Source organism: Streptomyces sp. NPDC127068, assembly GCF_042724695.1.
Lineage (GTDB): Bacteria > Actinomycetota > Actinomycetes > Streptomycetales > Streptomycetaceae > Streptomyces.
This window is the reverse complement of record NZ_JBHXEN010000006.1, coordinates 126,988-149,347: the sequence shown is the minus strand read 5'-3', so window position 1 is coordinate 149,347 and position 22,360 is coordinate 126,988. Positions and strand designations below refer to the sequence as shown.

Below are 22,360 nucleotides of genomic sequence, written 5' to 3'. Positions count from 1 at the left end.
GGGGGTGGCGGCCCCCCGGCCGGGGGGGGCCGCCGGGGGGGGGGGGGGGGGTGGGGGGGGGGGGTGTTGGTGGGGGGGGCGCCCCCCTCCCGCTCCCTCGGGGGCCGCGGCGGGGGCCCCGGCCCCCCCCGCGGGGGGTCAGTTCTCTTCGTCGTCGATCCAGCCCATGGACCGTTCGACGGCCTTGAGCCAGTTCTTGTACTCGCGCGTCCGCTTGTCCGCGTCCATCCGGGGGGTCCACTCGGCGGCCCGGCGCCAGTTGGCGCGCAGCGCGTCGGTGTCCGGCCAGAAGCCGACGGCGAGGCCGGCGGCGTAGGCCGCGCCGAGACAGGTCGTCTCGGCGACCATCGGGCGCACCACGGGCGCGTCCAGGACGTCCGAGAGGGTCTGCATCAGCAGGTTGTTGGAGGTCATTCCGCCGTCGACCTTGAGCGCGGTCAGTTCGACCCCGGAGTCCTTGGTCATCGCGTCCGTGATCTCCCGGGTCTGCCACGCGGTGGCCTCCAGGACGGCGCGCGCGATGTGCGCCTTGGTGACGTACCGGGTCAGGCCCGCGATCACCCCGCGGGCGTCGGAGCGCCAGTACGGGGCGAACAATCCGGAGAACGCCGGGACGAAGTAGGCGCCGCCGTTGTCCTCGACGGAGGACGCCAGCGTCTCGATCTCGGCCGCGGAGTTGATCAGGCCCATCTGGTCGCGCATCCACTGGACCAGCGAGCCGGTGACCGCGATGGAGCCCTCCAGCGCGTACACGGGCTCCTGGTCGCCGATCCGGTAGCCGACCGTGGTCAGCAGACCGGAGTAGGAGTTGATGAGCTGGTCGCCGGTGTTCATCAGCATGAACGTGCCGGTGCCGTACGTGGACTTGGCCTCGCCGACGCTGAAGCAGGTCTGTCCGAACAGGGCCGCCTGCTGGTCGCCGAGCGCCGAGGCGACGGGGATGCCGCCGAGCAGTTCGCCGAGCGCGCCGCCCTTGACCTCGCCGTACACCTCGGACGAGGAGCGGATCTCGGGGAGCATCTGGAGCGGGACGCCGATGGAGGCGGCGATCTTCGGGTCCCACTGGAGGGTGTGCAGGTTCATCAGCATGGTGCGGGAGGCGTTGGTGACGTCGGTGACGTGGTGGCCGCCGTCGACGCCGCCCGTCAGGTTCCAGATCACCCAGGAGTCCATGGTGCCGAAGAGGATGTCCCCGGCCTCGGCCCGGGCCTCCAGGCCGGGGACGTTGTCGAGCAGCCAGCGGGCCTTGGGGCCGGAGAAGTAGCTCGCCAGCGGGAGTCCCGTCTCCCGGCGGAAGCGGTCCTGCCCGACGTTGCGGCCCAACTCCTTGCAGAGCCCGTCGGTGCGGGTGTCCTGCCAGACGATCGCGTGGTGCACCGGCTCGCCGGTGTGCCGGTCCCACAGCAGCGTGGTCTCGCGCTGGTTGGTGATGCCGATGGCGAGGATGTCCTCGCGGGTGATGCCGGCCTTGCGGACCGCCCCCGCGACGACCTCCTGCACGTTCGCCCAGATCTCGGTGGCGTCGTGCTCCACCCAGCCCGGCTTCGGGAAGATCTGTTCGTGCTCCTTCTGGTCGACGGAGACGATCCGGCCGTCCCGGTCGAAGACGATGCACCGGCTGGAGGTGGTGCCCTGGTCGATCGCTGCGATGAACGGGCCGGTGGGGGTGGTGGCGTCGGTCACGGGTCTGCTCCTGGGGTCCGGGACCCGGGCGGTCGCCCGGGGCCTGCGAGTCTCGCTGGTTCTGGTGGGGGTCGGCGGTGACTACGTGAAGGCGATGTTGTAGATACCGCCCGCGACGGCCCCGCCAATCAGCGGGCCCACCACCGGGACCCATGCGTAGCTCCAGTCGGACCCGCCCTTGTTGGGCAGGGGCAGCAGGGCGTGGACGATCCGGGGGCCGAGGTCGCGCACCGGGTTGATGGCGTACCCGGTGGGACCGCCCAGGGACAGGCCGATGCCGACGACGACCAGCGAGGTGATCAGGGCGCCCAGGACGCCGAGGCCGTCGCCGTCGGCGTTGAGGCCCTGGGTGAGGATCGCGAGGACCAGGACGACCGTGGCGATGACCTCGGTCGTGACGTTCTGCACCGCGTTGCGGATCTCGGGTGCCGTGGAGAAGATGCCGAGCACCGGGCCGGGGCCCTTGGTGTCCTGGGTGCCGGGCTCCCCGACGAGGTCGCTGTCCGTCAGATGGGCGCGGAACTGGCCGTAGTACGTGAGCCACATGAGCACGGTGCCGAGCATGGCGCCCAGCAGCTGTGAGGCCAGGTAGGCCGGGACGTCGCCCCATGCGGTGCCGCCCTGGACGGCGAGGCCGAGGGTGACCGCGGGGTTGAGATGGGCGCCGGAGACGCCGCCGGCGAGGTAGGCCGCGGTCAGGACCGCGAAGCCCCAGCCGAAGGTGATGGCCAGCCAGCCCGCGTTGAGGGCCTTGGACCGCTTCAGCGTCACGGCGGCGCACACGCCGCCGCCGAGCAGGATGAGAACGGCGGTTCCTATGGTCTCGCCGATGAAGATGTCGGAGGTGGACACCCGCGACTCCTTTGTTGCTTGTGTCGCCACACTCTAGCGTGTATTGCCGTTAGGTGTTCGACAATGCCGACCGATGGACGGGAGTCTTGTCCCGTTGTTACCGGTGAGTCAAGGGTTCTGTCATCGGGAATGCGATCGTTACTGATCGAGTGCGCCTATCGATCGGCCGCTGCCGTTCGGCGTGGTCCGTCGGTGCGCACCGCTCCCCTCGTGGTGGCGGGGCCGGGCGTGCGGATGCGGCCCGCGGCGATGGGCGCAGGATGCCGGGGTGGGGGCGCGCGGAACGGGGTGGGGGAGTGCGGGGTTGGTGGCGCCGGGAGGTGGGCGCCCGGCGGGACGGCGCGGGCAGGGGGGCGGGCGCCCGGCGGAGGGGGCGCCCGGCGAGGGTGGGCGAGGGTGTCAGCGCACCCCCGCGGCGGCCCGGCGAAACTCCGGGGCGGGCGTCGTCACGGGCGGCCCGCCACCGTCAGCAGCGGCCCGCCACCGTCAGCAGCGGCCCGCCGCCGTCAGAAGCGGCTCGCGCCCAGGTCCCGGGAGACGGACCGCGCGCACTCGCGGACCGCGGCGATCAGCTCGGGCCGCAACTCGCCGTCCTCGCGGCAGACCCGCTCCACGGCTCCGGTGATCCCCACCGCGCCGACCGGCATCCTGCGCCGGTCGTGGATCGCGGCGGCGACGGACGCGACGCCCTCCCAGGTCTCCTCCACGTCGGAGGCGTAGCCCCGCGCACGGGTCAGCGTCAGCACCGCCTCGAATCCGTCCGGGTCGCAGACCGTCCGGCCGGTGTACGCCTTGCGGTCCCCCTCCAGCGCCTCGCTGTGCGCCACCGGGTCGTAGCCCGCGAGCACCTTGCCCAGTGCGGTGGAGTGCAGCGGTTGCATCGCCCCCACCTCCAGCACCTGGCGGCTGTCGTCCGGTCGGAACACGTGGTGCACGATCAGCACCCCGTGCTGGTGGAGCACGCCCAGGTACACGCTCTCGCCGCTGGACCGGGCCAGGTCGTCCGTCCACACCAGGGCGCGCGCCCGCAGTTCGTGGACGTCGAGGTACGTGGTGCCGAGCCGCAGCAGTTCGGCGCCGAGCTGGTAGCGGCCCGACGCGGGGTCCTGCTCGACGAAGCCCTCGGCCTGGAGGGTGCGCAGGATGCCGTGCGCGGTGCCCTTGGCGAGGTCGAGCGAAGAGGCGATGTCGGAGAGGCCGAGCCGCCGCTCACCGCCGGCGAGCAGCCGCAGCATGGCCGCGGCCCGTTCGAGCGACTGGATGTTCTTCGCCATCGCAGCGCGTCCTCCGTATCTCTCGCGTATCTCTCGATCCCATGCGCCACCACTCGCCGTCCACCGCATGACGTTCGGCAATGCTGAACAGTAGCCGTCTTTGTCGGCCCGGGACTGCCGACAGTCAGCGTATGTTTCCACTCGTTCGGACACCGCGGTGACACCAGTGGAGTTCCGGGACCCACGGGAGCCGCCGAACGGCGTACGCACCCCGCGCCCGCACCGATCCGCACCGATCCGCACCGATCCGCACCGATCCGCGCCGGACCCCAGGTCGCGGACTCCGGTCGCGGCCGACTCCACCCGAGCGGCCGAGGGAAAGCCCCCGGACGGCCCACCGGGGCGCCCCGTCCCGTCCCGCCCCGGCCGGGCGCGGGGCCCGTCGACCGGCGACGCCCCGTCCCGCACGGGGGCGCCCGACCGGCACCGTGCGCGCCCGTACCCCCGTCCGCCCCATGGACGCCCCCGCGCGCCGCCCGGCGACCCGGCTACCCTGGGCGGGTGCGCCTTCCCCGCGGAGCCGCAAAGCCGACAGCCGTCGCATCTCAGGGAGCCCTACATGGCCTCGTTGCCCACCCCGTCCACCGTGTCCCCCGAAAGTCGCGCCCGCGTCGACGCCCTGCGCGAGGCCCTCGCCAGCCGGGTCGTGGTCGCCGACGGCGCCATGGGCACGATGCTCCAGGCCCAGGACCCCACCCTGGAGGACTTCCAGGACCTGGAGGGCTGCAACGAAATCCTGAACGTCACCCGGCCCGACATCGTCCGCACGGTCCACGAGGCGTACTTCGCCGTCGGCGTCGACTGCGTGGAGACCAACACCTTCGGCGCGAACTACTCGGCCCTCGGCGAGTACGACATCCCCGAGCGGACCTTCGAACTGTCCGAGTCGGGCGCCCGGATCGCCCGCGAGGTCGCCGACGAGTTCACCGCCTCCACCGGACAGCAGCGCTGGGTGCTCGGCTCCATGGGCCCCGGCACCAAGCTCCCCACCCTGGGGCACGCCCCGTACCCGCTGCTGCGCGACTACTACCAGCGCAACGCCGAGGGCCTGATCGCGGGCGGCGCCGACGCGCTCATCGTCGAGACCACCCAGGACCTCCTCCAGACGAAGGCCGCCCTGCTCGGCTCGCGCCGCGCCCTGGAGGCCACCGGCACCCACCTGCCGCTGATCTGCTCGGTGACCGTCGAGACCACCGGCACCATGCTCCTCGGTTCGGAGATCGGCGCCGCGCTGACCGCCCTGGAGCCGCTGGGCATCGACATGATCGGGCTGAACTGCGCCACGGGCCCCGCCGAGATGAGCGAGCACCTGCGCTACCTCGCCCGGAACTCCCGGGTGCCGCTGTCCTGCATGCCGAACGCCGGTCTGCCCGTGCTCGGCAAGAACGGTGCCCACTACCCGCTCGGCGCACCCGAACTCGCCGACGCCCAGGAGACGTTCGTCCGCGAGTACGGCCTCTCGCTGATCGGCGGCTGTTGCGGCACCACCCCCGAGCACCTGCGCCAGGTCGTGGAGCGGGTGCGCGGGGTGACCCCGCCCACCCGTGACCCCCGCCCCGAGGCCGGCGCCGCCTCGCTGTACCAGACGGTGCCGTTCCGGCAGGACACCGCGTACCTGGCGATCGGCGAGCGCACCAACGCCAACGGCTCCAAGAAGTTCCGCACGGCGATGCTCGACGGCCGCTGGGACGACTGCGTGGAGATGGCCCGGGACCAGATCCGCGAAGGCGCCCACATGCTCGACCTGTGCGTCGACTACGTGGGCCGCGACGGCGTCGCCGACATGGCCGAACTCGCCGGACGCTTCGCCACCGCCTCCACCCTGCCCATCGTGCTCGACTCCACCGAGGTCGAGGTGCTGCGCGCGGGCCTGGAGAAGCTGGGCGGCCGGGCCGTCATCAACTCCGTCAACTACGAGGACGGCGACGGCCCCGAGTCCCGGTTCGCCAAGGTCACCGCGCTGGCCCAGGAGCACGGCGCCGCCCTGATGGCCCTCACCATCGACGAGGAGGGCCAGGCCCGCACCGTCGAGAACAAGGTCGCGATCGCCGAGCGCATCATCGCCGACCTCACCGGCAACTGGGGCATCCTCGAATCCGACATCCTCATCGACACCCTGACCTTCACCATCTGCACCGGTCAGGAAGAGTCGCGGGGCGACGGCGTCGCCACCATCGAAGCGATCCGAGAACTCAAGCGCCGCCACCCGGACGTGCAGACCACGCTCGGCCTCTCCAACATCTCCTTCGGGCTCAACCCGGCCGCCCGACTCGTCCTCAACTCCGTGTTCCTGGACGAGTGCGTCAAGGCCGGCCTGGACTCGGCGATCGTCCACGCCTCCAAGATCCTCCCCATCGCGCGGCTGGACGAGGAGCAGGTCAAGGTCGCCCTCGACCTCATCTACGACCGCCGGGCCGAGGGCTACGACCCGCTCCAGCGACTCCTGGAACTCTTCGAGGGCGTCGACACCAAGTCGATGAAGGCGGGCAAGGCCGAGGAACTCGCCGCACTGCCGCTGGAGGAGCGCCTCAAGCGCCGCATCATCGACGGCGAGCGCAAGGGTCTGGAGCAGGACCTCGAAGCCGCGCTCGTCGAGCGCCCCGCACTCGACATCGTCAACGAGACCCTGCTCGACGGCATGAAGGTCGTCGGCGAACTCTTCGGTTCCGGTCAGATGCAGCTGCCGTTCGTCCTCCAGTCCGCCGAGGTCATGAAGAACGCGGTCGCCTACCTCGAACCCCACATGGAGAAGTCCGACGCCGAGGGCAAGGGCACGATCGTGCTCGCCACCGTGCGCGGGGACGTCCACGACATCGGCAAGAACCTCGTGGACATCATCCTGTCCAACAACGGCTACAACGTCGTCAACCTCGGCATCAAGCAGCCCGTCTCCGCGATCCTGGAGGCCGCCGAGGAGCACCGCGCCGACGTCATCGGGATGTCCGGCCTCCTGGTGAAGTCCACCGTGATCATGAAGGAGAACCTCCAGGAGCTGAACCAGCGGGGGATGTCCGCCGACTACCCCGTGATCCTCGGCGGCGCCGCCCTCACCCGGGCCTACGTCGAACAGGACCTCCACGAGATCTACGAGGGCGAGGTCCGCTACGCCCGGGACGCCTTCGAGGGCCTGCGGCTGATGGACGCGCTGATCGCGGTCAAGCGCGGGGTGCCCGGAGCGAGCCTGCCCGAGCTGAAGCAGCGCCGGGTCCGCGCCGCCGCCCCCGTCGCCGCCCCGGACCGCCCCGAGGAGGGCGCCGTCCGCTCCGACGTGTCCACCGACAACCCGCTGCCGACCCCGCCGTTCCTGGGCACCCGGGTCATCAAGGGCATCCAGCTCAAGGAGTACGCCTCCTGGCTGGACGAGGGCGCCCTGTTCAAGGGGCAGTGGGGACTGAAGCAGAACCGCGCCGGGGACGGTCCCGCCTACGAGGAACTGGTCGAGACCGAGGGACGCCCCCGACTGCGCGGCTGGCTCGACAAGCTCCAGCGGGAGAACCTGCTGGAGGCGGCCGTCGTCTACGGCTACTTCCCCTGCGTCTCCAAGGGCGACGACCTGATCATCCTGGACGAGCAGGGCAACGAGCGCACCCGCTTCACCTTCCCCCGCCAGCGTCGGGGGAGGCGGCTGTGCCTGGCCGACTTCTTCCGCCCCGAGGAGTCCGGCGAGCGGGACGTCGTGGGCCTCCAGGTGGTCACCGTCGGCTCGCGGATCGGCGAGGCCACGGCCGAACTGTTCGAGGCCAACGCCTACCGGGACTACCTGGAGCTGCACGGGCTGTCCGTCCAGCTCGCGGAGGCGCTCGCCGAGTACTGGCACGCACGGGTCCGCTCGGAACTGGGCTTCGCCGGGGAGGACCCCGGCCAGATCGAGGACATGTTCGCGCTGAAGTACCGCGGTGCCCGGTTCTCCCTGGGCTACGGGGCCTGCCCCGACCTGGAGGACCGTGCGAAGATCGCCCGGCTGCTGGAGCCCGAGCGGATCGGGGTGGTCCTCTCCGAGGAGTTCCAGCTCCACCCCGAGCAGTCCACGGACGCCATCGTGATCCACCACCCGGAGGCGAAGTACTTCAACGCCCGCTGAGTCCGCCCACCGCCGAACGGGCGCCGCACGCCGCTCGACCCGGCGCCCGCACGCCGCCGGCACCGTGACCGCGTGCCGTCCGCACCCCGGCGGTGTGTGCGGGAATCCGTACGGTGCCGGCCGCCGCGGCCGTTCCCAGGGAATTCCACCGGCGCTTTCCGCCACGACGTCGTACACTGGTCGGTCCAGTGCAGGCCGGCTGCCTCTTCTGCGGGAGGGGCGGCCGGCCTCTTCGTCCCTCATGGAGGTGTGCCCGGATGACCACCACGGTTCCCGCCCTCGGCGCCCGACCGGCCGACGGTTCCGCGCTCCAGGCGGTCCTCCTGGACATGGACGGCACGCTCGTGGACACGGAGGGCTTCTGGTGGGAGACCGAGGCGGAGGTCTTCGCGGGCCTCGGACACCGGCTCGACGACGCCTGGCGTGAGGTCGTCGTCGGCGGCCCCATGACGCGCAGTGCGGGATTCCTGATCGAGGCGACCGGCGCCGACATCACCCTCGCGGAGCTGACCGTCCTGCTCAACGACGGGTTCGAGCGCCGCATCAGCCGGGCCCTGCCCCTGATGCCCGGCGCGGCCCGACTGCTCGCCGAACTGGCCGCCCACCGCATCCCCACCGCACTGGTCTCCGCCTCGCACCGCCGCATCATCGACCGGGTCCTGCACTCGCTCGGTCACCGGCACTTCACCCTGACCGTCGCGGGGGACGAGGTGGAGCGGACGAAGCCGTTCCCCGACCCGTACCTGCTCGCCGCCGCGGGACTCGACGCCGACCCCGGGCGCTGTGCGGTCGTCGAGGACACCGCCACCGGGGTCGCCGCCGCGGAGGCCGCCGGCTGCCGGGTGGTGGCCGTGCCGTCGGTGGCGCCGATCCAGGCCGCTCCGGGGCGCACGGTCGTCTCCTCCCTGGAGCAGGTGGACCTGCCGTTCCTGCACGGCGTGATGAGCCCGAACTGATCCGTCGCCCCACCGGCCCGAGCCGTCGCCCCGACACGAGGCGCCTCCGGGGCGGGTCCCCTGTCCCACCTTGACCGTTTGACCTCGCTCGCCCGTGCGCCCGGGCCGCCAACTGTGCGCCCGAGCCGCCCGGTTCGAGCGGATTGCCCCGAGGGCTCGTAGGGCTGTCCGGCAGATGAATCAATTCGTCCATGTGAGCTTTGCCACGCCGTTCGGGGTCGACAGTGGGCATGCCCTATGTAGGTCGGCCCCGGCGCCGGTGTGAAGCTGAGTCCATGTGTCCCGATTGGTAGGAGGGTGCACGAAACCTTCCGTCGCGGCATTTCCGATCTGTCGGTAGCCGGTTTCAGAGCGTGATGGACGGGGGCGAGCGGCCCGGTCCGGGCATTCCGGCCCGCCGCACTAGTGTCATCGCGAGAACATCGCCGGAATCCCGGACACCGCCCTCACACCCCCGTTGCCGGTGTCCGGGGATCGACCGCTCTGGAGAACCCCGCCCATGAACCGCAAGACGTTGGTGCTGCCGGCCGTCCTCGGCCTGTTCACCCCGGTGCTCGTCGCCTGTGGCGGATCCGGTGGCGGGGACCGGGCAAGTCACGCGATCACGGTCGGTACCACCGACTCCTTCGCGACGACCAAGGAGTCACCGGCTCCCCTCGACCCGGCCTACGCCTACGACGCGGGCTCCTGGAACCTGCTGCGGCAGACCCTCCAGACCCTGATGACCCTGCCGCGCGGCGGTGGCGAGCCGGTGCCCGAAGCCGCCGAGGAGTGCGGGTTCACCGACACCGGCAACGAACGGTACGCGTGCACCCTGCGTGACGGCCTCACGTTCGCGGGCGGCGAGGCGGTCACCGCGACCGACGTCAAGTACTCCATCGACCGGGTCCTCGGCATCAAGGCGGCCAGTGGGGTCGCCAGCCTGCTGAACACCGTCGACACGGTCGAGACCCAGGGCTACAAGAAGGTCATCTTCCACCTCAAGACCCCTGATGCGACCTTCCCGTTCAAGCTCGCGACCCCCGTCGCCGGAATCGTTCACCCCGAGAAGTACCCCCGTGACCGGCTCCGCAACGGCTTCGAGATCGACGGTTCCGGCCCCTACACCCTGAAGGCCGAGACCGAGAACGGTGCCGTCACCAAGGCGGTGTTCACCAAGAACGACACGTACAAGGGTCAGCACACCCCCAAGAACAGCAAGATCGAACTCCGTCCCTTCGCCGACGCGGCCGCCATGGGCGCCGCGCTCGACGCGGGCGAGGTCGATCTGATGACCCGCACCATGTCCCCGGAACAGATCAAGAAGCTGTCCGGCGGCGCCGACAAGAGCATCAAACTGGTCGAGACCCCGGGTCTGGAGATCCGTTACCTCGGCTTCAACACCAATGCGCCCGTAGTGCGGGAGAAGGCCGTCCGTCAGGCCATGGCCCAGGTCGTCGACCGCGGCGAACTCACCTCCACCGTCTACGGCGAAGGCGCCGACCCCCTGTACTCCCTCGTTCCGGCCACCCTCACCGGACACTCCAGCGCCTTCTTCAACAAGTACGGCGCGCCGAGCACCGAGAAGGCCCGCGGAATCCTGCGGAAGGCCGGTGTCACCACACCGGTCAAACTCACGCTCCACTACACCACCGACCACTACGGCTCCACCACGGAGAAGGAGTTCGAGGTGCTCAAGAAGCAGCTCAACGCCAGTGGTCTGTTCGAGGTCGACATCAAGGGCGCGGAGTGGGTCGAGTTCCGTGCCGACGAACTCGACGGCAAGTACGCCGTGTACGGCCTGGGTTGGTTCCCCGACTTCCCCGACGCCGACAACTTCCTCGCCCCCTTCCTCGACAAGGGGAACTTCCTCGCGCTGCCCTACGTGAACAGCGCCATCCGCGACGACCTGATCCCCCAGTCGCGCCGGGAGGCCGACCGGTTGAGAGCGTCGGACAGCATCGAGGAGATCCAGAACATCGTCGCCGACGACGTGCCGGTACTGCCTCTGTGGCAAGGAAGGCAGTACGTGGCCGCGCGCGACGACATCCAGGGAGTCGAATGGGCACTCGACTCCTCGTCGAACCTTCAGCTGTGGGAGCTCAGTCGCGGAGTCAGCGACTGAACTCCCTTGGACCCCCAAGGTAGATCGTGAAGAAGCGCACCCAGTGGTCAGTCCTGTCCATAGCCACGGGACTGGCAGCCGCCACGCTGACCGGCTGCGGTACGGAGGACGGTGAGTCCGGCAGCGGAGGATCCGTGGTGGTCGGCATGTCCGACGACGTCACTGCGACCGACCCCGCATCCGGGTACGACCCCGGCTCGTGGCTGCTGTTCAACAACGTTTTCCAGTCCCTGCTCAGTTTCCCCATCGGCAGTACGGAGCCGGAGCCCGAAGCCGCCCAGGAGTGCGGATTCACCGACGCCCAGGCCAAGGTGTTCAAGTGCACCCTGCGCAAGGGCCTCAAGTTCAGCAACGGCAACGACCTCACCTCCGAGGACGTGAAGTTCTCCTTCGACCGCACGATGCGCATCAACGACGATGCGGGCCCGGCGATCATGTTCCCCATGCTCGACGAGGTGCAGGCGCCGGACCCCCTGACCGTCGTCTTCCGGTTGAACGTGCCCGACGCCACCTTCCCCAGCAAGATCGCCTCCGGCGCGGGGTCGATCGTGGACCACCGCGAGTACCCCGCCGACAAGCTCCGCACCGACGACAAGGCGGTCGGCTCGGGCCCGTACAAGCTCGACTCGTTCCGCAAGGACCGGGCGGAGTTCTCCCGTAACGGCTCTTACCAGGGCAACGCCAAGCTCCGCAACTCCAAGGTCACCCTGCGTCTCTTCGGCGGTGACCAGGGAGCGTTGAAGAAGGCGCTCATCGGCAAGGACGTCGACGTCGCCTACCGCGGTCTCGCGGCCAAGGACATCGCCGAGATCGAGAACGACACCAGCACCGGTTCCGGTGTCGACATCGTGCCGGGCAGCAGCGCCGAGGTGCAGCACCTGGTCTTCAACGTGAACGACCCGGTGGTGGGGAAGCGGGGCGTGCGCCAGGCGATCGCCTACCTGATCGACCGGGAGGCGCTCGTCCAGCAGGTCTACGACTCCACCGCCGAGCCGCTCTACTCGATCATCCCGGCCGGGATCACCGCCCACAACACGGCGTTCTTCGACGAGTACGGCGCCCGCCCGGAGCGGGCCAAGGCCAAGGAGGCGCTCGAAGCCGAGGGCCACACCGGCAAGGTGAAGCTGACCCTGTGGTCGACGCCCTCCCGCTACGGCCCTTCGACGGACCAGGAGTTCCGGGCGATCGCCGAGCAGCTGAACGCCAGCGGGCTGTTCGACGCGAAGGTCCGCTCGGTCGAGTTCGACCAGTACGAGAAGGACATCGCCGCGGGCAAGTACGGCGTGTACGTGAAGGGTTGGGTCCCGGACTACCCGGACCCGGACAACTTCACCCAGCCGTTCTTCGGCAAGGGCAACGTCCTCGGCAACAACTACGAGAACAGCACCATCACGGAGCAGGTCATCCCCGCGACGGCGGCGGAGAACGACCGGTCCGCCACCGCCAAGGACTACGCCAAGCTCCAGGACATCGTCGCCCGCGACGTCCCGATCATCCCGCTGTGGCAGGCCAAGCAGTACGCGGTCGTCCGGGACAGCGTCTACGGCCTGGAGAACTGCCTCGACGCGTCCACGGTGTTCCGGTTCTGGGAGATCAGCAAGGGCTGAACCGGTCGGGGCCGGTGCGTACCGGCCCCGTACCCGGGGTGACCCGCGGGCCCGCGCCGATCCGGTGCGGGCCCGTCGACGTCACTGGGCGCCGGGGCGGACCAGACCGCTCTCGTACGCGTAGACCGCCGCCTGGACGCGGTCCCGCAGCCCCAGCTTCGTCAGGACGTGACCCACGTGCGTCTTCACGGTGGTCTCGCTGACGAACAGCTCCGCGGCGATCTCCGCGTTGGACAGGCCGCGCGCCACCAGCTTCAGCACCTCCACCTCACGGTCGGTGAGCGTGTGCAGGGTGTCCGGCACGGGTTCGTCCCCGGACGGGAGGTGGTCGGCGTACTTGTCGAGCAGCCGTCTGGTGATGCTCGGCGCCAACATCGCCTCGCCCGCGGCGACCACCCGGATCGCCTGGACCAACTCGTTGGCGGGGGCGTCCTTCAGCAGGAACCCGCTCGCTCCCGCCTTGAGCGCCTCGACCACGTACTCGTCGAGGTCGAACGTGGTCAGGACGAGCACCTTGGCGGGGCCGTCCCGCCCGGGGCCGGTGATCTGCCGGGTGGCTTCGACCCCGTCCATCCGGGGCATCCGGATGTCCATGAGGACCACGTCGGGCTGGAGGGCGCGTACCTGGTCGAGCGCTTGCAGGCCGTCTCCGGCCTCGCCGACGACCGCGAGGTCCGCCTCGGCCTCCAGAATCATCCGGAACCCGGTGCGCAGCAGCGGCTGGTCATCGACCAGTAGGACGCGGATGGCCACGTGTGTCTCCTTCGCTAGTCCGGCCCCATTCTGCCCTGCTCCGGACCGGTGGACCGCCCCGCCCCGATCTCGGGCGCCGATCCGGTCGCCCCGGGGACGAGCGGCAGCGGGTACGGCGGGGGAGTGCCCCCGAACTCCGGGCAGACCGCACGGTGGTCGCACCACCCGCACAGCTTGGTGCGGCGGGGCCGCCACTCGCCGGTGTCGGTCGCCTGCCGGATCGCGTCCCACAGGGCGTGCACCTTGCGTTCCACCCGTTCCAGGTCGGCGACGACCGGGTCGTAGGTGAGGACGTCCCCGCTGCCCAGGTAGACCAGTTGGAGCCGGCGCGGGACCAGCCCCTTCAGCCGCCACACCACCAGGGCGTAGAACTTCATCTGGAACAGCGCGCCCTCCGCGTACTCCGGGCGGGGCGCCTTGCCGGTCTTGTAGTCGACGATGCGGACCTCGCCGGTCGGAGCGACGTCCACCCGGTCGATGATCCCCCGCAGCCGGAGCCCCGAGGGCAGTTCCGCCTCCACGAACAGCTCGCGCTCGGCGGGCTCCAGCCGGGTCGGGTCCTCCAGGGTGAACCAGCGCTCGACCAGGCCCTCCGCCTCCGTCAACCACCGTGCGAGCCGCTCCGCCTCGGTCTCCTCACGGCCGGGCGCGTTCGGCGTGGCGTCCGGTTCCCTGAAGAGGTCGGCCAGCTCCGGCTTCGCGGTCCGCAACCGGTCCCACTGCCCCGGGACCAGGGCCTTCGCCCGCGGTACGGTCCGCTCCCCGGCCGGAGAGTCAAACAGTCGTTCGAGTACGGCATGGACCAAGGTGCCCCGGGTCGCCGCCGCGCTGGGCTTCTCGGGCAGCCTGTCGATCACCCTGAAGCGGTAGAGCAGCGGGCACTGCATGAAATCGCTCGCGCGCGACGGCGACAGCGACCCCGGCCGTGCGGGCGCCACGGCTTCACCGGTACGGGTCTCCATGGGGACAGACCCTACGGCCCGCCACTGACACCCCGACGCATACCATCGACGGCAGACCCCCTCGCGCTGCATGATCAGGGGCGGGGGAAACCGAACGAGGGGACACCGTGACTGAGAGCGGCGGGAGCGGTCAGCCGCAGCCGGACGGCGATGCGGCGGCCGAGCGGCGCCCGCGTCCGGACGGGCCGGACCACCCCACTCCGGACGCCCGACCGGGCGCGCGGAGCGGCGAGGCGCCCTCCGGCGGGCCTTCCGACGCGCCCCCGGCGGAGCACGCCACCGAGGCGGACGCCCCCACGGGCGAGCGCGCCCCCGGGGCGGACGTCCCCGAGCGCCCCGGCACCCCGGCCCCCCAGGAACCGGGGGACGACCGCCCCCGCACCCCGCTCACCAAGCCCCCCGCGCGCGCCCCCCAGCACCCGTACGCCGACTCCCGCAACCAGCCGCCCCGGGCGACCGGTACGGAGGGCGGCGGGCCGAGCCCGTTCGGCTCGGACGACACCGAGCACCCCCCCGGCTCCGACCGGCCGCAGCGCGCCAAGGACCCCGGCGGCGGCATCCTCATGGGCCGACCCTTCGGCGTGCCCGTCTACGTCGCCCCCAGCTGGTTCCTGGTGGCCGCCCTGATCACCTGGGTCTTCGGCGGCCAGCTCGAACGCGTCCTGCCCGAACTGGGCAACGTCCGGTACCTGGTCTCCCTCTTCTTCGCCGTCGCGTTCTACGCGTCCGTCCTGGTCCACGAACTCGCGCACACGGTCGCCGCACTCCGCTTCAAACTGCCCGTGCGCCGCATCCAGCTCCAGTTCTTCGGCGGCGTCTCCGAGATCGAGAAGGAGTCCGAGACCCCCGGCCGCGAGTTCATCCTGGCGTTCGTCGGCCCCCTCCTCTCGCTCGTCCTCGCCGGTGCCTTCTACGGGGGCATGCTGCTCGTCGAACCCGGCACGGTCCCCGGCGTGCTGCTGGCCGGCCTGATGATCTCCAACCTGATCGTGGCCGCCTTCAACCTGCTGCCGGGGCTGCCCCTGGACGGCGGCCGGATGCTGCGCGCCGTCGTCTGGAAGATCACCGGCAAGCCCATGAGCGGTACCATCGCCGCCGCCTGGGTCGGCCGGGCCCTCGCCGTCTCGGTCCTGATCGGCCTGCCGCTGCTCACCCAGTCCGGTGTCCTCGGACCCAAGCCGGACGGCCTCGACGGCATGGACACCGTCACCGACGCCCTGCTGGCCGCGATCCTCGCCGCCATCATCTGGACCGGAGCCGGCAACAGCCTGCGCGTGGCCCGGCTGCGGGAACACCTCCCCGAGCTGCGGGCCCGCGCCCTCACCCGGCGGGCCGTCCCCGTGGAGACCGACACCCCCCTGTCCGAGGCGCTGCGCCGCGCGAACGACGCCGGCGCCCGCGCCCTGGTGATCGTCGCCCCGGACGGCGAGCCCCTCGGGGTCGTCCGGGAGGCCGCCATCGTCGGCATCCCCGAGCACCGGCGCCCCTGGGTCGCCGTCAGCGGACTCGCCCAGGACCTCACCGACGGGATGCGCGTCTCCGCCGACCTGGCCGGCGAGGAACTCCTCGACGTGCTGCGCACCACCCCGGCCACCGAGTACCTGGTGGTGGAGGACTCCGGCGAGATCTACGGCGTACTCTCCGCCGCCGACGTGGAACGGGCCTTCGTCCGGGCCATGGCCCGCCCCAGCTGACCCCGCCCCGGCCGGGCCCCGCCCCGCCGTGGTCCGAGGGCCCCGTCACGACCGGTAGGCTGGTCACATGTCCGAACCGACCGGTGCCGCCCGCCGCCGCGGGCCCTTCAAGGTCGGGGACCAGGTCCAGCTCACCGACCCCAAGGGACGCCACTACACGTTCACGCTCGAAGCCGGGAAGAACTTCCACACCCACAAAGGGTCGTTCCCGCACGACGAGCTGATCGGCTCCCCCGAGGGCAGCGTTGTCCGCACCACGGGGAACGTCGCCTACCTAGCGCTGCGCCCCCTGCTCCCCGACTACGTCCTGTCCATGCCCCGCGGCGCCGCCGTGGTCTACCCCAAGGACGCGGGGCAGATCCTCTCCTTCGCGGACATCTTCCCCGGCGCCCGCGTCGTGGAAGCGGGAGTGGGCTCCGGATCGCTGAGCAGCTTCCTGCTCCGCGCCATCGGTGACCAGGGCATGCTCCACTCCTACGAGCGCCGCGAGGACTTCGCGGACATCGCCCGGCAGAACGTGGAGCGCTACTTCGGCGGCCCGCACCCGGCCTGGCAGCTGACCGTCGGCGACCTCCAGGACAATCTGTCCGACACGGACGTCGACCGGGTCATCCTCGACATGCTGGCGCCCTGGGAGTGTCTGGAGGCCGTTTCCAAGGCCCTCGTGCCCGGCGGCATCGTCTGCTGCTACGTGGCGACGACGACCCAGCTCGCCCGGACCGTGGAGTCCATCCGGGAGATCGGCTGCTTCAACGAGCCGACCGCCTGGGAGACGATGATCCGCAACTGGCACATCGAGGGCCTCGCCGTGCGCCCCGACCACCGCATGATCGGTCACACCGGGTTCCTCCTCACCGCCCGTCGGCTCGCCGACGGCGTCGAGCCCCCGATGCGCCGCCGCCGCCCCGCCAAGGGTGCGTACGGCGACGACTACGCGGGTCCCAACGCCGACGGCGGCGCCACCCGCTGACCCGTGCCACCCGCCCCGCAGACGGCATCGCGTGCCAGCTGCGGGGCCCCTCGGGCCAACACGGCCGTATCGGCCACACCCTTCACAACGCGGGGATGCCGCCGCCGAGTTCCCGATTCGTCCGGGAAACTCGACGGCGGCATCCGCGCGTTGAGCGCGGGTCGTGCCGAGCGGCCCGCGACCCGGCGTTCCCGGAACGCCGGCCCCGCCGTTCCCCGGTCCCGCGCCGTGTGGCACGATGCTGGCCACCCCACCGGCACAGCCCTCACAGGAGACACTCCTCGTGCAGCATCCCGCCGTTCCGGAACCGGCGCACACCCGCACCCGGCCCATCCACTGGGTGGCCACCGCCGCGGCCCTCGCCGGTGTGATCGCGGCCTCGTCCCTCCTCCAGCCCGACGCGGCGACGGCCGTCCAGGAGGGCCGTCCCCGGGTCGACGCCCGGAAGGCTCCCGGACCCGCACCCGATCCGGCCGACGTGAAGCTCCCGCTCGACTGCGGCCCCGTCGGGGTGCGCGTCGTCCAGGAGGCGAGCGGCGACCTCGACGGGGACGGCACGCCCGAGACGGTCGCCGTGGCGCGCTGCGACACGGGCATGGGGACGCCGCCCAGCGGGGTCTACGTCCTGACCCGGGCCGGCGCCGAAGCGGCCCCCCGGGTGATCGCCACCCTGGTCGAGCCCAAGGACCGACTCAACGTCACCGATCTCACCGTACGGGGCGGGACCGTGCTCGCCACCCTGCTCGGCTACTCCTCGTCCGAGGTGCCCAACTGCTGTCCGGACGAGCGCAAGCGGACCACCTGGACCTGGCACGAGGGCCGGTTCATCAGCGCGGACACCGGGCGCGCACTGAGCGCCTGACGGGCGCCGCGCAGGCCCGGCCACCCGGGCCGTCCGGACGGCACCGCGTGCCGTCTCAGGCCGCGTCCGGCCCGTACACCTCGACCCGGTCGGTGATCCGCCGCACGTGGATGCAGTCCCCGGGGCACTCCTTCGCGGAGTCGGCGACGTCCTGCAACAGCGGCAGCGGCACCCGGGTCGTGGCCCCCGGCGCCTGGAGCAACTCGTCGTCGGCGCTCTTCACGTAGGCCAGGCCGTCGATGTCCAGCTCGAAGACCTCCGGGGCGTACTGCACGCAGATCCCGTCGCCCGTGCACAGGTCCTGGTCGATCCAGACCTCCAGCTCGGGGCCCTCGCCCTCCTGCTTCCCGGACCGGTCCTCTTGCCCCACCGTCTGCTCTCCCGCCATGACCCGCGCAACTCGTGCACCCGCCGGGCCGGGACGCTCGCCTTGACGACTCCGAGGGCTCCGGGGGCCTTCCGACCCCGGCGGCCCCGGTCGACCTCCCGGGCGAACACCCGTCCCGCGCGCGTGCCGGACGTCTCGACGATACAACCGCCCGCACCGGCGCCGGTGCCCCGCCCACGGCACACGCAGCGTCACCGCCGGTCGCCGCCCAACCGCTGCTGCCGCTGGCCGAAAACCGGGTCGGAGCACCCGTCGTGCACGCGTGGCGCCCGTCACATCCGAGGGGGTGATCCGCTGCACGGGCACCCGGACCACGGCACAAGTCGGCCGCCCGGTGATGGGTGTTGACCATTTCCTGAGCGGACCGGGCCGCTTTCAGACGTCATTCCGTGGGTATCCACCTGGCGTGAGGGAGAGCGCAAGGGTGAAGATCGGACACACCCCCACGGTCTTTGTGATCTAGGGGTTTCAATCGACACCCACCCAGGTAGGGTCAGGAAGCGTCCAGCTCCCCTTGGAGGAGGTGAGGACCGTGGCAGCCCACGACGACACGAACCGCGGCATCCGCCCGGGTCGGGGGTCCGATGACCCGGCCGGTCAGATCGCCTATCTTGAGCAGGAGATCGCCGTCCTGCGACGCAAGCTCGCCGACTCTCCGCGGCACACGAGGATTCTCGAAGAGCGGATCGTCGAACTCCAGACGAACCTGGCCGGCGTGTCCGCGCAGAACGAACGCCTCGCGAACACGCTCCGTGAGGCCCGCGACCAGATCGTGGCCCTCAAGGAGGAGGTCGACCGGCTCGCCCAGCCGCCGGCCGGCTTCGGCGTCTTCCTCACGGCCAACGAGGACGGCACCGCCGACATCTTCACCGGGGGCCGCAAGCTCCGGGTGAACGTGAGCCCGAGCGTCGAACTCGACGAACTCCGGCGCGGCCAGGAAGTCATGCTGAACGAGGCGCTCAACGTGGTCGAGGCCATGACGTACGAGCGCGTCGGCGACATCGTCACCCTCAAGGAGATCCTGGAGGACGGCGAACGCGCCCTGGTCGTCGGACACACCGACGAAGAGCGCGTCGTCCGGCTCGCCGAGCCGCTCCTCGACGTGACCATCCGCCCGGGTGACGCCCTGCTCCTCGAATCCCGCTCCGGCTACGTCTACGAGGTCGTGCCCAAGAGCGAGGTCGAGGAACTCGTCCTCGAAGAGGTCCCGGACATCGGCTACGAACAGATCGGCGGTCTGGGCAACCAGATCGAGCTGATCCGCGACGCGGTCGAGCTCCCCTACCTCTACCCGGACCTGTTCAAGGAGCACGAACTGCGCCCGCCCAAGGGCGTCCTCCTCTACGGTCCGCCGGGGTGCGGGAAGACCCTCATCGCCAAGGCGGTGGCCAACTCCCTCGCGAAGAAGGTCGCCGAAGTCACCGGGCAGGCGTCGGGCAAGAGCTTCTTCCTCAACATCAAGGGCCCGGAACTGCTCAACAAGTACGTCGGCGAGACCGAGCGGCAGATCCGCCTGGTGTTCCAGCGGGCCCGTGAGAAGGCCAGCGAGGGCACCCCGGTCATCGTCTTCTTCGACGAGATGGAGTCCCTGTTCCGCACCCGCGGCTCGGGCGTCAGCTCGGACGTCGAGAACACCATCGTCCCGCAGCTCCTCGCCGAGATCGACGGCGTCGAGGGCCTGGAGAACGTGGTCGTCATCGGTGCCTCCAACCGCGAGGACATGATCGACCCCGCGATCCTGCGGCCCGGCCGGCTCGACGTGAAGATCAAGATCGAGCGTCCGGACGCCGAGGCGGCCAAGGACATCTTCGGCAAGTACCTCACCCAGCGGCTCCCGCTGCACTCCGACGACCTCGGCGAGCACGGCGGCGACCGCGGGGCCACGGTGCAGGGCATGATCCAGACCGCCGTCGAGCAGATGTACGCCGAGTCCGAGGAGAACCGCTTCCTGGAGGTCACCTACGCCAACGGTGACAAGGAGGTCCTGTACTTCAAGGACTTCAACTCCGGCGCCATGATCGAGAACATCGTGGGCCGTGCCAAGAAGATGGCGATCAAGGCGTTCCTTGAGCAGAACCAGAAGGGGCTGCGGGTCTCCCACCTCCTCCAGGCGTGCGTGGACGAGTTCAAGGAGAACGAGGACCTCCCCAACACCACCAACCCGGACGACTGGGCCCGGATCTCCGGCAAGAAGGGCGAGCGGATCGTCTACATCCGCACCCTGGTCACCGGGAAGCAGGGCGCCGACACCGGACGCTCCATCGACACGGTGGCGAACACCGGTCAGTACCTCTAGACGAACCGGGCGGCTGCGGGTGCCCACGGGTGCCCGCAGCCGACCGTGTCACCGGACGGCACACGGTGACACGGCAATGACGAGAATGATCTCCCCACCAGTGCAGAGGCGTCATAGGCTCTCCTGTACCGCCGCGTCACGCAGTGCGGGGACGGGCACCGCACACGGACCGGAGCACCAGCGGTACTTGAGCGCCGCCCCCGCCCGGGGGCGTCGTCGGGCAAGGAGGGCCGCATGACCGTACGGCGAGTAATGGGCATCGAGACGGAGTACGGCATCTCCGTTCCCGGCCACCCCAATGCCAATGCCATGCTCACCTCTTCCCAGATCGTCAACGCCTACGCGGCAGCGATGCACCGGGCCCGCCGGGCCCGGTGGGACTTCGAGGAGGAGAACCCGCTGCGTGACGCCCGGGGCTTCGACCTCGCGCGCGAGGCCGCCGACTCCAGCCAGCTCACCGACGAGGACATCGGTCTCGCCAACGTCATCCTGACCAACGGCGCCCGGCTCTACGTCGACCACGCGCACCCCGAGTACAGCTCCCCGGAGATCACCAATCCGCGGGACGCCGTCCTCTGGGACAAGGCGGGGGAGCGGATCATGGCGGAGGCCGCCGAGCGGGCCGCCCAGCTCCCCGGCGCGCAGCCCATCCACCTCTACAAGAACAACACCGACAACAAGGGCGCCTCCTACGGGACGCACGAGAACTACCTGATGAAGCGGGAGACCGCGTTCTCGGACATCGTGCGCCACCTCACGCCCTTCTTCGTCTCCCGGCAGGTCGTCACCGGGGCCGGCCGCGTCGGCATCGGCCAGGACGGCCACGAACACGGCTTCCAGATCAGCCAGCGCGCGGACTACTTCGAGGTCGAGGTCGGCCTGGAGACCACGCTGAAGCGGCCCATCATCAACACCCGGGACGAGCCGCACGCCGACGCCGAGAAGTACCGGCGCCTCCATGTGATCATCGGTGACGCCAACCTCTCGGAGATCTCCACCTATCTGAAGCTCGGCACCACCGCCCTGGTCCTGTCCATGATCGAGGACGGCTTCATCGCCGTGGACCTCGCGGTCGACCAGCCGGTGCGCACGCTCCACCAGGTTTCGCACGACCCCGGGCTGCGACGGCTCATCACGCTCCGCAGCGGACGCACGCTCACCGCGGTGCAGCTCCAGATGGAGTACTACGAGCTGTCCCGCAAGTACGTGGAGGAACGGTTCGGGGCCGATGCGGACGAGCAGACCCGGGACGTGCTCGCCCGGTGGGAAGACACGCTGAACCGGCTGGAGAACGACCCGATGAGCCTGTCCGGGGAGCTGGACTGGGTCGCCAAGCGGGAGCTGATGGAGGGCTACCGGCGGCGGGACGGCCTCGACTGGGACGCCGCCCGGCTGCACCTGGTCGACCTCCAGTACGCCGATGTGCGCGCCGAGAAGGGCCTCTACAACCGGCTGGTGGCCCGGGGCAAGATGCAGCGGCTCCTGGACGAGGAGGAGGTGGAACGGGCCCGCACCAAGCCCCCGGAGGACACCAGGGCCTACTTCCGGGGACGCTGTCTGGAGCAGTACGCGGACGACGTGGCCGCGGCCTCCTGGGACTCCGTGATCTTCGACCTGCCCGGTCGGGACTCCCTCCAGCGGGTCCCCACCCTGGAACCGTTGCGCGGTACGCGCAACCACGTCAAAGCGCTCCTCGACCGCTGTCGCACGGCCGAGGAACTCGTCAAGGTCCTGTCCGGCGGGTGACCGGCGCGGCGGGACCGGTACCGAAAACGGTCCCCGGAGCGGCTGAACGGCACCGTCCCCGGGAATCATGGTGATGATCCCCGGACGTTGTACGAACGCGGGGGCCGATGTCGGACCCAGCTTGTAGGGTCT

The 22,360-nt window shown here is 70.7% G+C and carries 15 protein-coding genes; 9 read left to right on the top strand and 6 right to left on the bottom strand.

What is annotated here, in order from left to right:
• Nucleotides 1-138: 138 nt before the first annotated feature.
• From glpK to ACFWIA_RS05605, 3 genes are all read right to left on the bottom strand, one after another.
• Nucleotides 139-1,683, bottom strand: a complete 1,545-nt coding sequence (gene glpK, locus ACFWIA_RS05615; protein WP_387000689.1) for a glycerol kinase GlpK — start codon at nt 1,681-1,683, stop codon at nt 139-141.
• An 81-nt stretch (nt 1,684-1,764) separates the two neighbouring features.
• The gene (locus tag ACFWIA_RS05610) at nt 1,765-2,535 is read right to left on the bottom strand and encodes an MIP/aquaporin family protein (RefSeq protein WP_387000687.1); all 771 of its coding nucleotides are present in this window, start codon (nt 2,533-2,535) and stop codon (nt 1,765-1,767) included.
• A gap of 506 nt (nt 2,536-3,041) precedes the next feature.
• Nucleotides 3,042-3,809 (bottom strand): IclR family transcriptional regulator, encoded by a 768-nt coding sequence (locus ACFWIA_RS05605; protein WP_387000685.1) that lies wholly within the window; start codon nt 3,807-3,809, stop codon nt 3,042-3,044.
• A 559-nt stretch (nt 3,810-4,368) separates the two neighbouring features.
• Here ACFWIA_RS05605 and metH point away from each other — a divergent pair.
• The 4 genes from metH to ACFWIA_RS05585 all read left to right on the top strand — a co-directional run bounded on the left by metH (nt 4,369) and on the right by ACFWIA_RS05585 (nt 12,557).
• Nucleotides 4,369-7,890: a methionine synthase gene (gene metH, locus ACFWIA_RS05600; RefSeq protein ID WP_387000683.1), complete on the top strand. Its 3,522-nt coding sequence runs from the start codon at nt 4,369-4,371 to the stop codon at nt 7,888-7,890.
• A gap of 257 nt (nt 7,891-8,147) precedes the next feature.
• Nucleotides 8,148-8,846 carry an HAD family hydrolase gene (locus tag ACFWIA_RS05595; RefSeq protein ID WP_385758141.1) on the top strand — a complete coding sequence of 233 codons (699 nt, stop codon included), beginning with the start codon at nt 8,148-8,150 and terminating at the stop codon, nt 8,844-8,846.
• A gap of 499 nt (nt 8,847-9,345) precedes the next feature.
• Nucleotides 9,346-10,950, top strand: a complete 1,605-nt coding sequence (locus ACFWIA_RS05590; RefSeq protein ID WP_387000681.1) for an ABC transporter substrate-binding protein — start codon at nt 9,346-9,348, stop codon at nt 10,948-10,950.
• A 26-nt stretch (nt 10,951-10,976) separates the two neighbouring features.
• The gene (locus tag ACFWIA_RS05585) at nt 10,977-12,557 is read left to right on the top strand and encodes an ABC transporter substrate-binding protein (RefSeq protein ID WP_387000679.1); all 1,581 of its coding nucleotides are present in this window, start codon (nt 10,977-10,979) and stop codon (nt 12,555-12,557) included.
• Nucleotides 12,558-12,638: 81 nt separating this feature from the next.
• Here ACFWIA_RS05585 and ACFWIA_RS05580 read toward each other — a convergent pair whose 3' ends face one another.
• Complete coding sequence (locus ACFWIA_RS05580; RefSeq protein ID WP_387000677.1) at nt 12,639-13,310, bottom strand: response regulator; 672 nt, start codon at nt 13,308-13,310, stop codon at nt 12,639-12,641.
• Between the two features lie 14 nt (nt 13,311-13,324).
• Nucleotides 13,325-14,272: a RecB family exonuclease gene (locus ACFWIA_RS05575; RefSeq protein WP_387000675.1), complete on the bottom strand. Its 948-nt coding sequence runs from the start codon at nt 14,270-14,272 to the stop codon at nt 13,325-13,327.
• A gap of 107 nt (nt 14,273-14,379) precedes the next feature.
• Here ACFWIA_RS05575 and ACFWIA_RS05570 point away from each other — a divergent pair, with 107 nt between their 5' ends.
• The 3 genes from ACFWIA_RS05570 (at nt 14,380) to ACFWIA_RS05560 (ending at nt 17,798) form a co-directional block, all read left to right on the top strand.
• Nucleotides 14,380-15,966: a site-2 protease family protein gene (locus ACFWIA_RS05570; RefSeq protein WP_387000673.1), complete on the top strand. Its 1,587-nt coding sequence runs from the start codon at nt 14,380-14,382 to the stop codon at nt 15,964-15,966.
• A 67-nt stretch (nt 15,967-16,033) separates the two neighbouring features.
• A complete protein-coding gene (locus ACFWIA_RS05565) occupies nt 16,034-16,936 on the top strand; it encodes a tRNA (adenine-N1)-methyltransferase (protein WP_387000671.1) in 903 nt (300 codons plus the stop codon).
• A 283-nt stretch (nt 16,937-17,219) separates the two neighbouring features.
• Nucleotides 17,220-17,798, top strand: a complete 579-nt coding sequence (locus ACFWIA_RS05560) for a hypothetical protein (RefSeq protein WP_387000669.1) — start codon at nt 17,220-17,222, stop codon at nt 17,796-17,798.
• A 55-nt stretch (nt 17,799-17,853) separates the two neighbouring features.
• Here the strand turns inward: ACFWIA_RS05560 and ACFWIA_RS05555 are convergent, their stop codons facing one another.
• Entirely contained in the window at nt 17,854-18,186 is a 333-nt protein-coding gene (locus ACFWIA_RS05555; RefSeq protein WP_387000667.1) for a ferredoxin, read from the bottom strand.
• A 532-nt stretch (nt 18,187-18,718) separates the two neighbouring features.
• Here ACFWIA_RS05555 and arc point away from each other — a divergent pair.
• Both arc and dop read left to right on the top strand, forming a co-directional pair.
• Nucleotides 18,719-20,482, top strand: coding sequence for a proteasome ATPase (arc, locus tag ACFWIA_RS05550; protein WP_385493095.1), 1,764 nt, complete (start codon nt 18,719-18,721; stop codon nt 20,480-20,482).
• 234 nt (nt 20,483-20,716) lie between these two features.
• Complete coding sequence (gene dop / locus ACFWIA_RS05545) at nt 20,717-22,228, top strand: depupylase/deamidase Dop (protein ID WP_387000665.1); 1,512 nt, start codon at nt 20,717-20,719, stop codon at nt 22,226-22,228.
• Nucleotides 22,229-22,360: the final 132 nt, after the last annotated feature.

Excerpts from the sequence above, each read along its gene's own strand:
- dop (WP_387000665.1), top strand. The coding sequence starts at position 20,717 with ATGACCGTACGGCGAGTAATGGGCATCGAGACGGAGTACGGCATCTCC.
- ACFWIA_RS05575 (WP_387000675.1), bottom strand. The coding sequence starts at position 14,272 with ATGGAGACCCGTACCGGTGAAGCCGTGGCGCCCGCACGGCCGGGGTCG.
- ACFWIA_RS05595 (WP_385758141.1), top strand. The coding sequence starts at position 8,148 with ATGACCACCACGGTTCCCGCCCTCGGCGCCCGACCGGCCGACGGTTCC.
- ACFWIA_RS05605 (WP_387000685.1), bottom strand. The coding sequence starts at position 3,809 with ATGGCGAAGAACATCCAGTCGCTCGAACGGGCCGCGGCCATGCTGCGG.
- ACFWIA_RS05590 (WP_387000681.1), top strand. The coding sequence starts at position 9,346 with ATGAACCGCAAGACGTTGGTGCTGCCGGCCGTCCTCGGCCTGTTCACC.
- ACFWIA_RS05555 (WP_387000667.1), bottom strand. The coding sequence starts at position 18,186 with ATGGCGGGAGAGCAGACGGTGGGGCAAGAGGACCGGTCCGGGAAGCAG.
- ACFWIA_RS05565 (WP_387000671.1), top strand. The coding sequence starts at position 16,034 with ATGTCCGAACCGACCGGTGCCGCCCGCCGCCGCGGGCCCTTCAAGGTC.
- metH (WP_387000683.1), top strand. The coding sequence starts at position 4,369 with ATGGCCTCGTTGCCCACCCCGTCCACCGTGTCCCCCGAAAGTCGCGCC.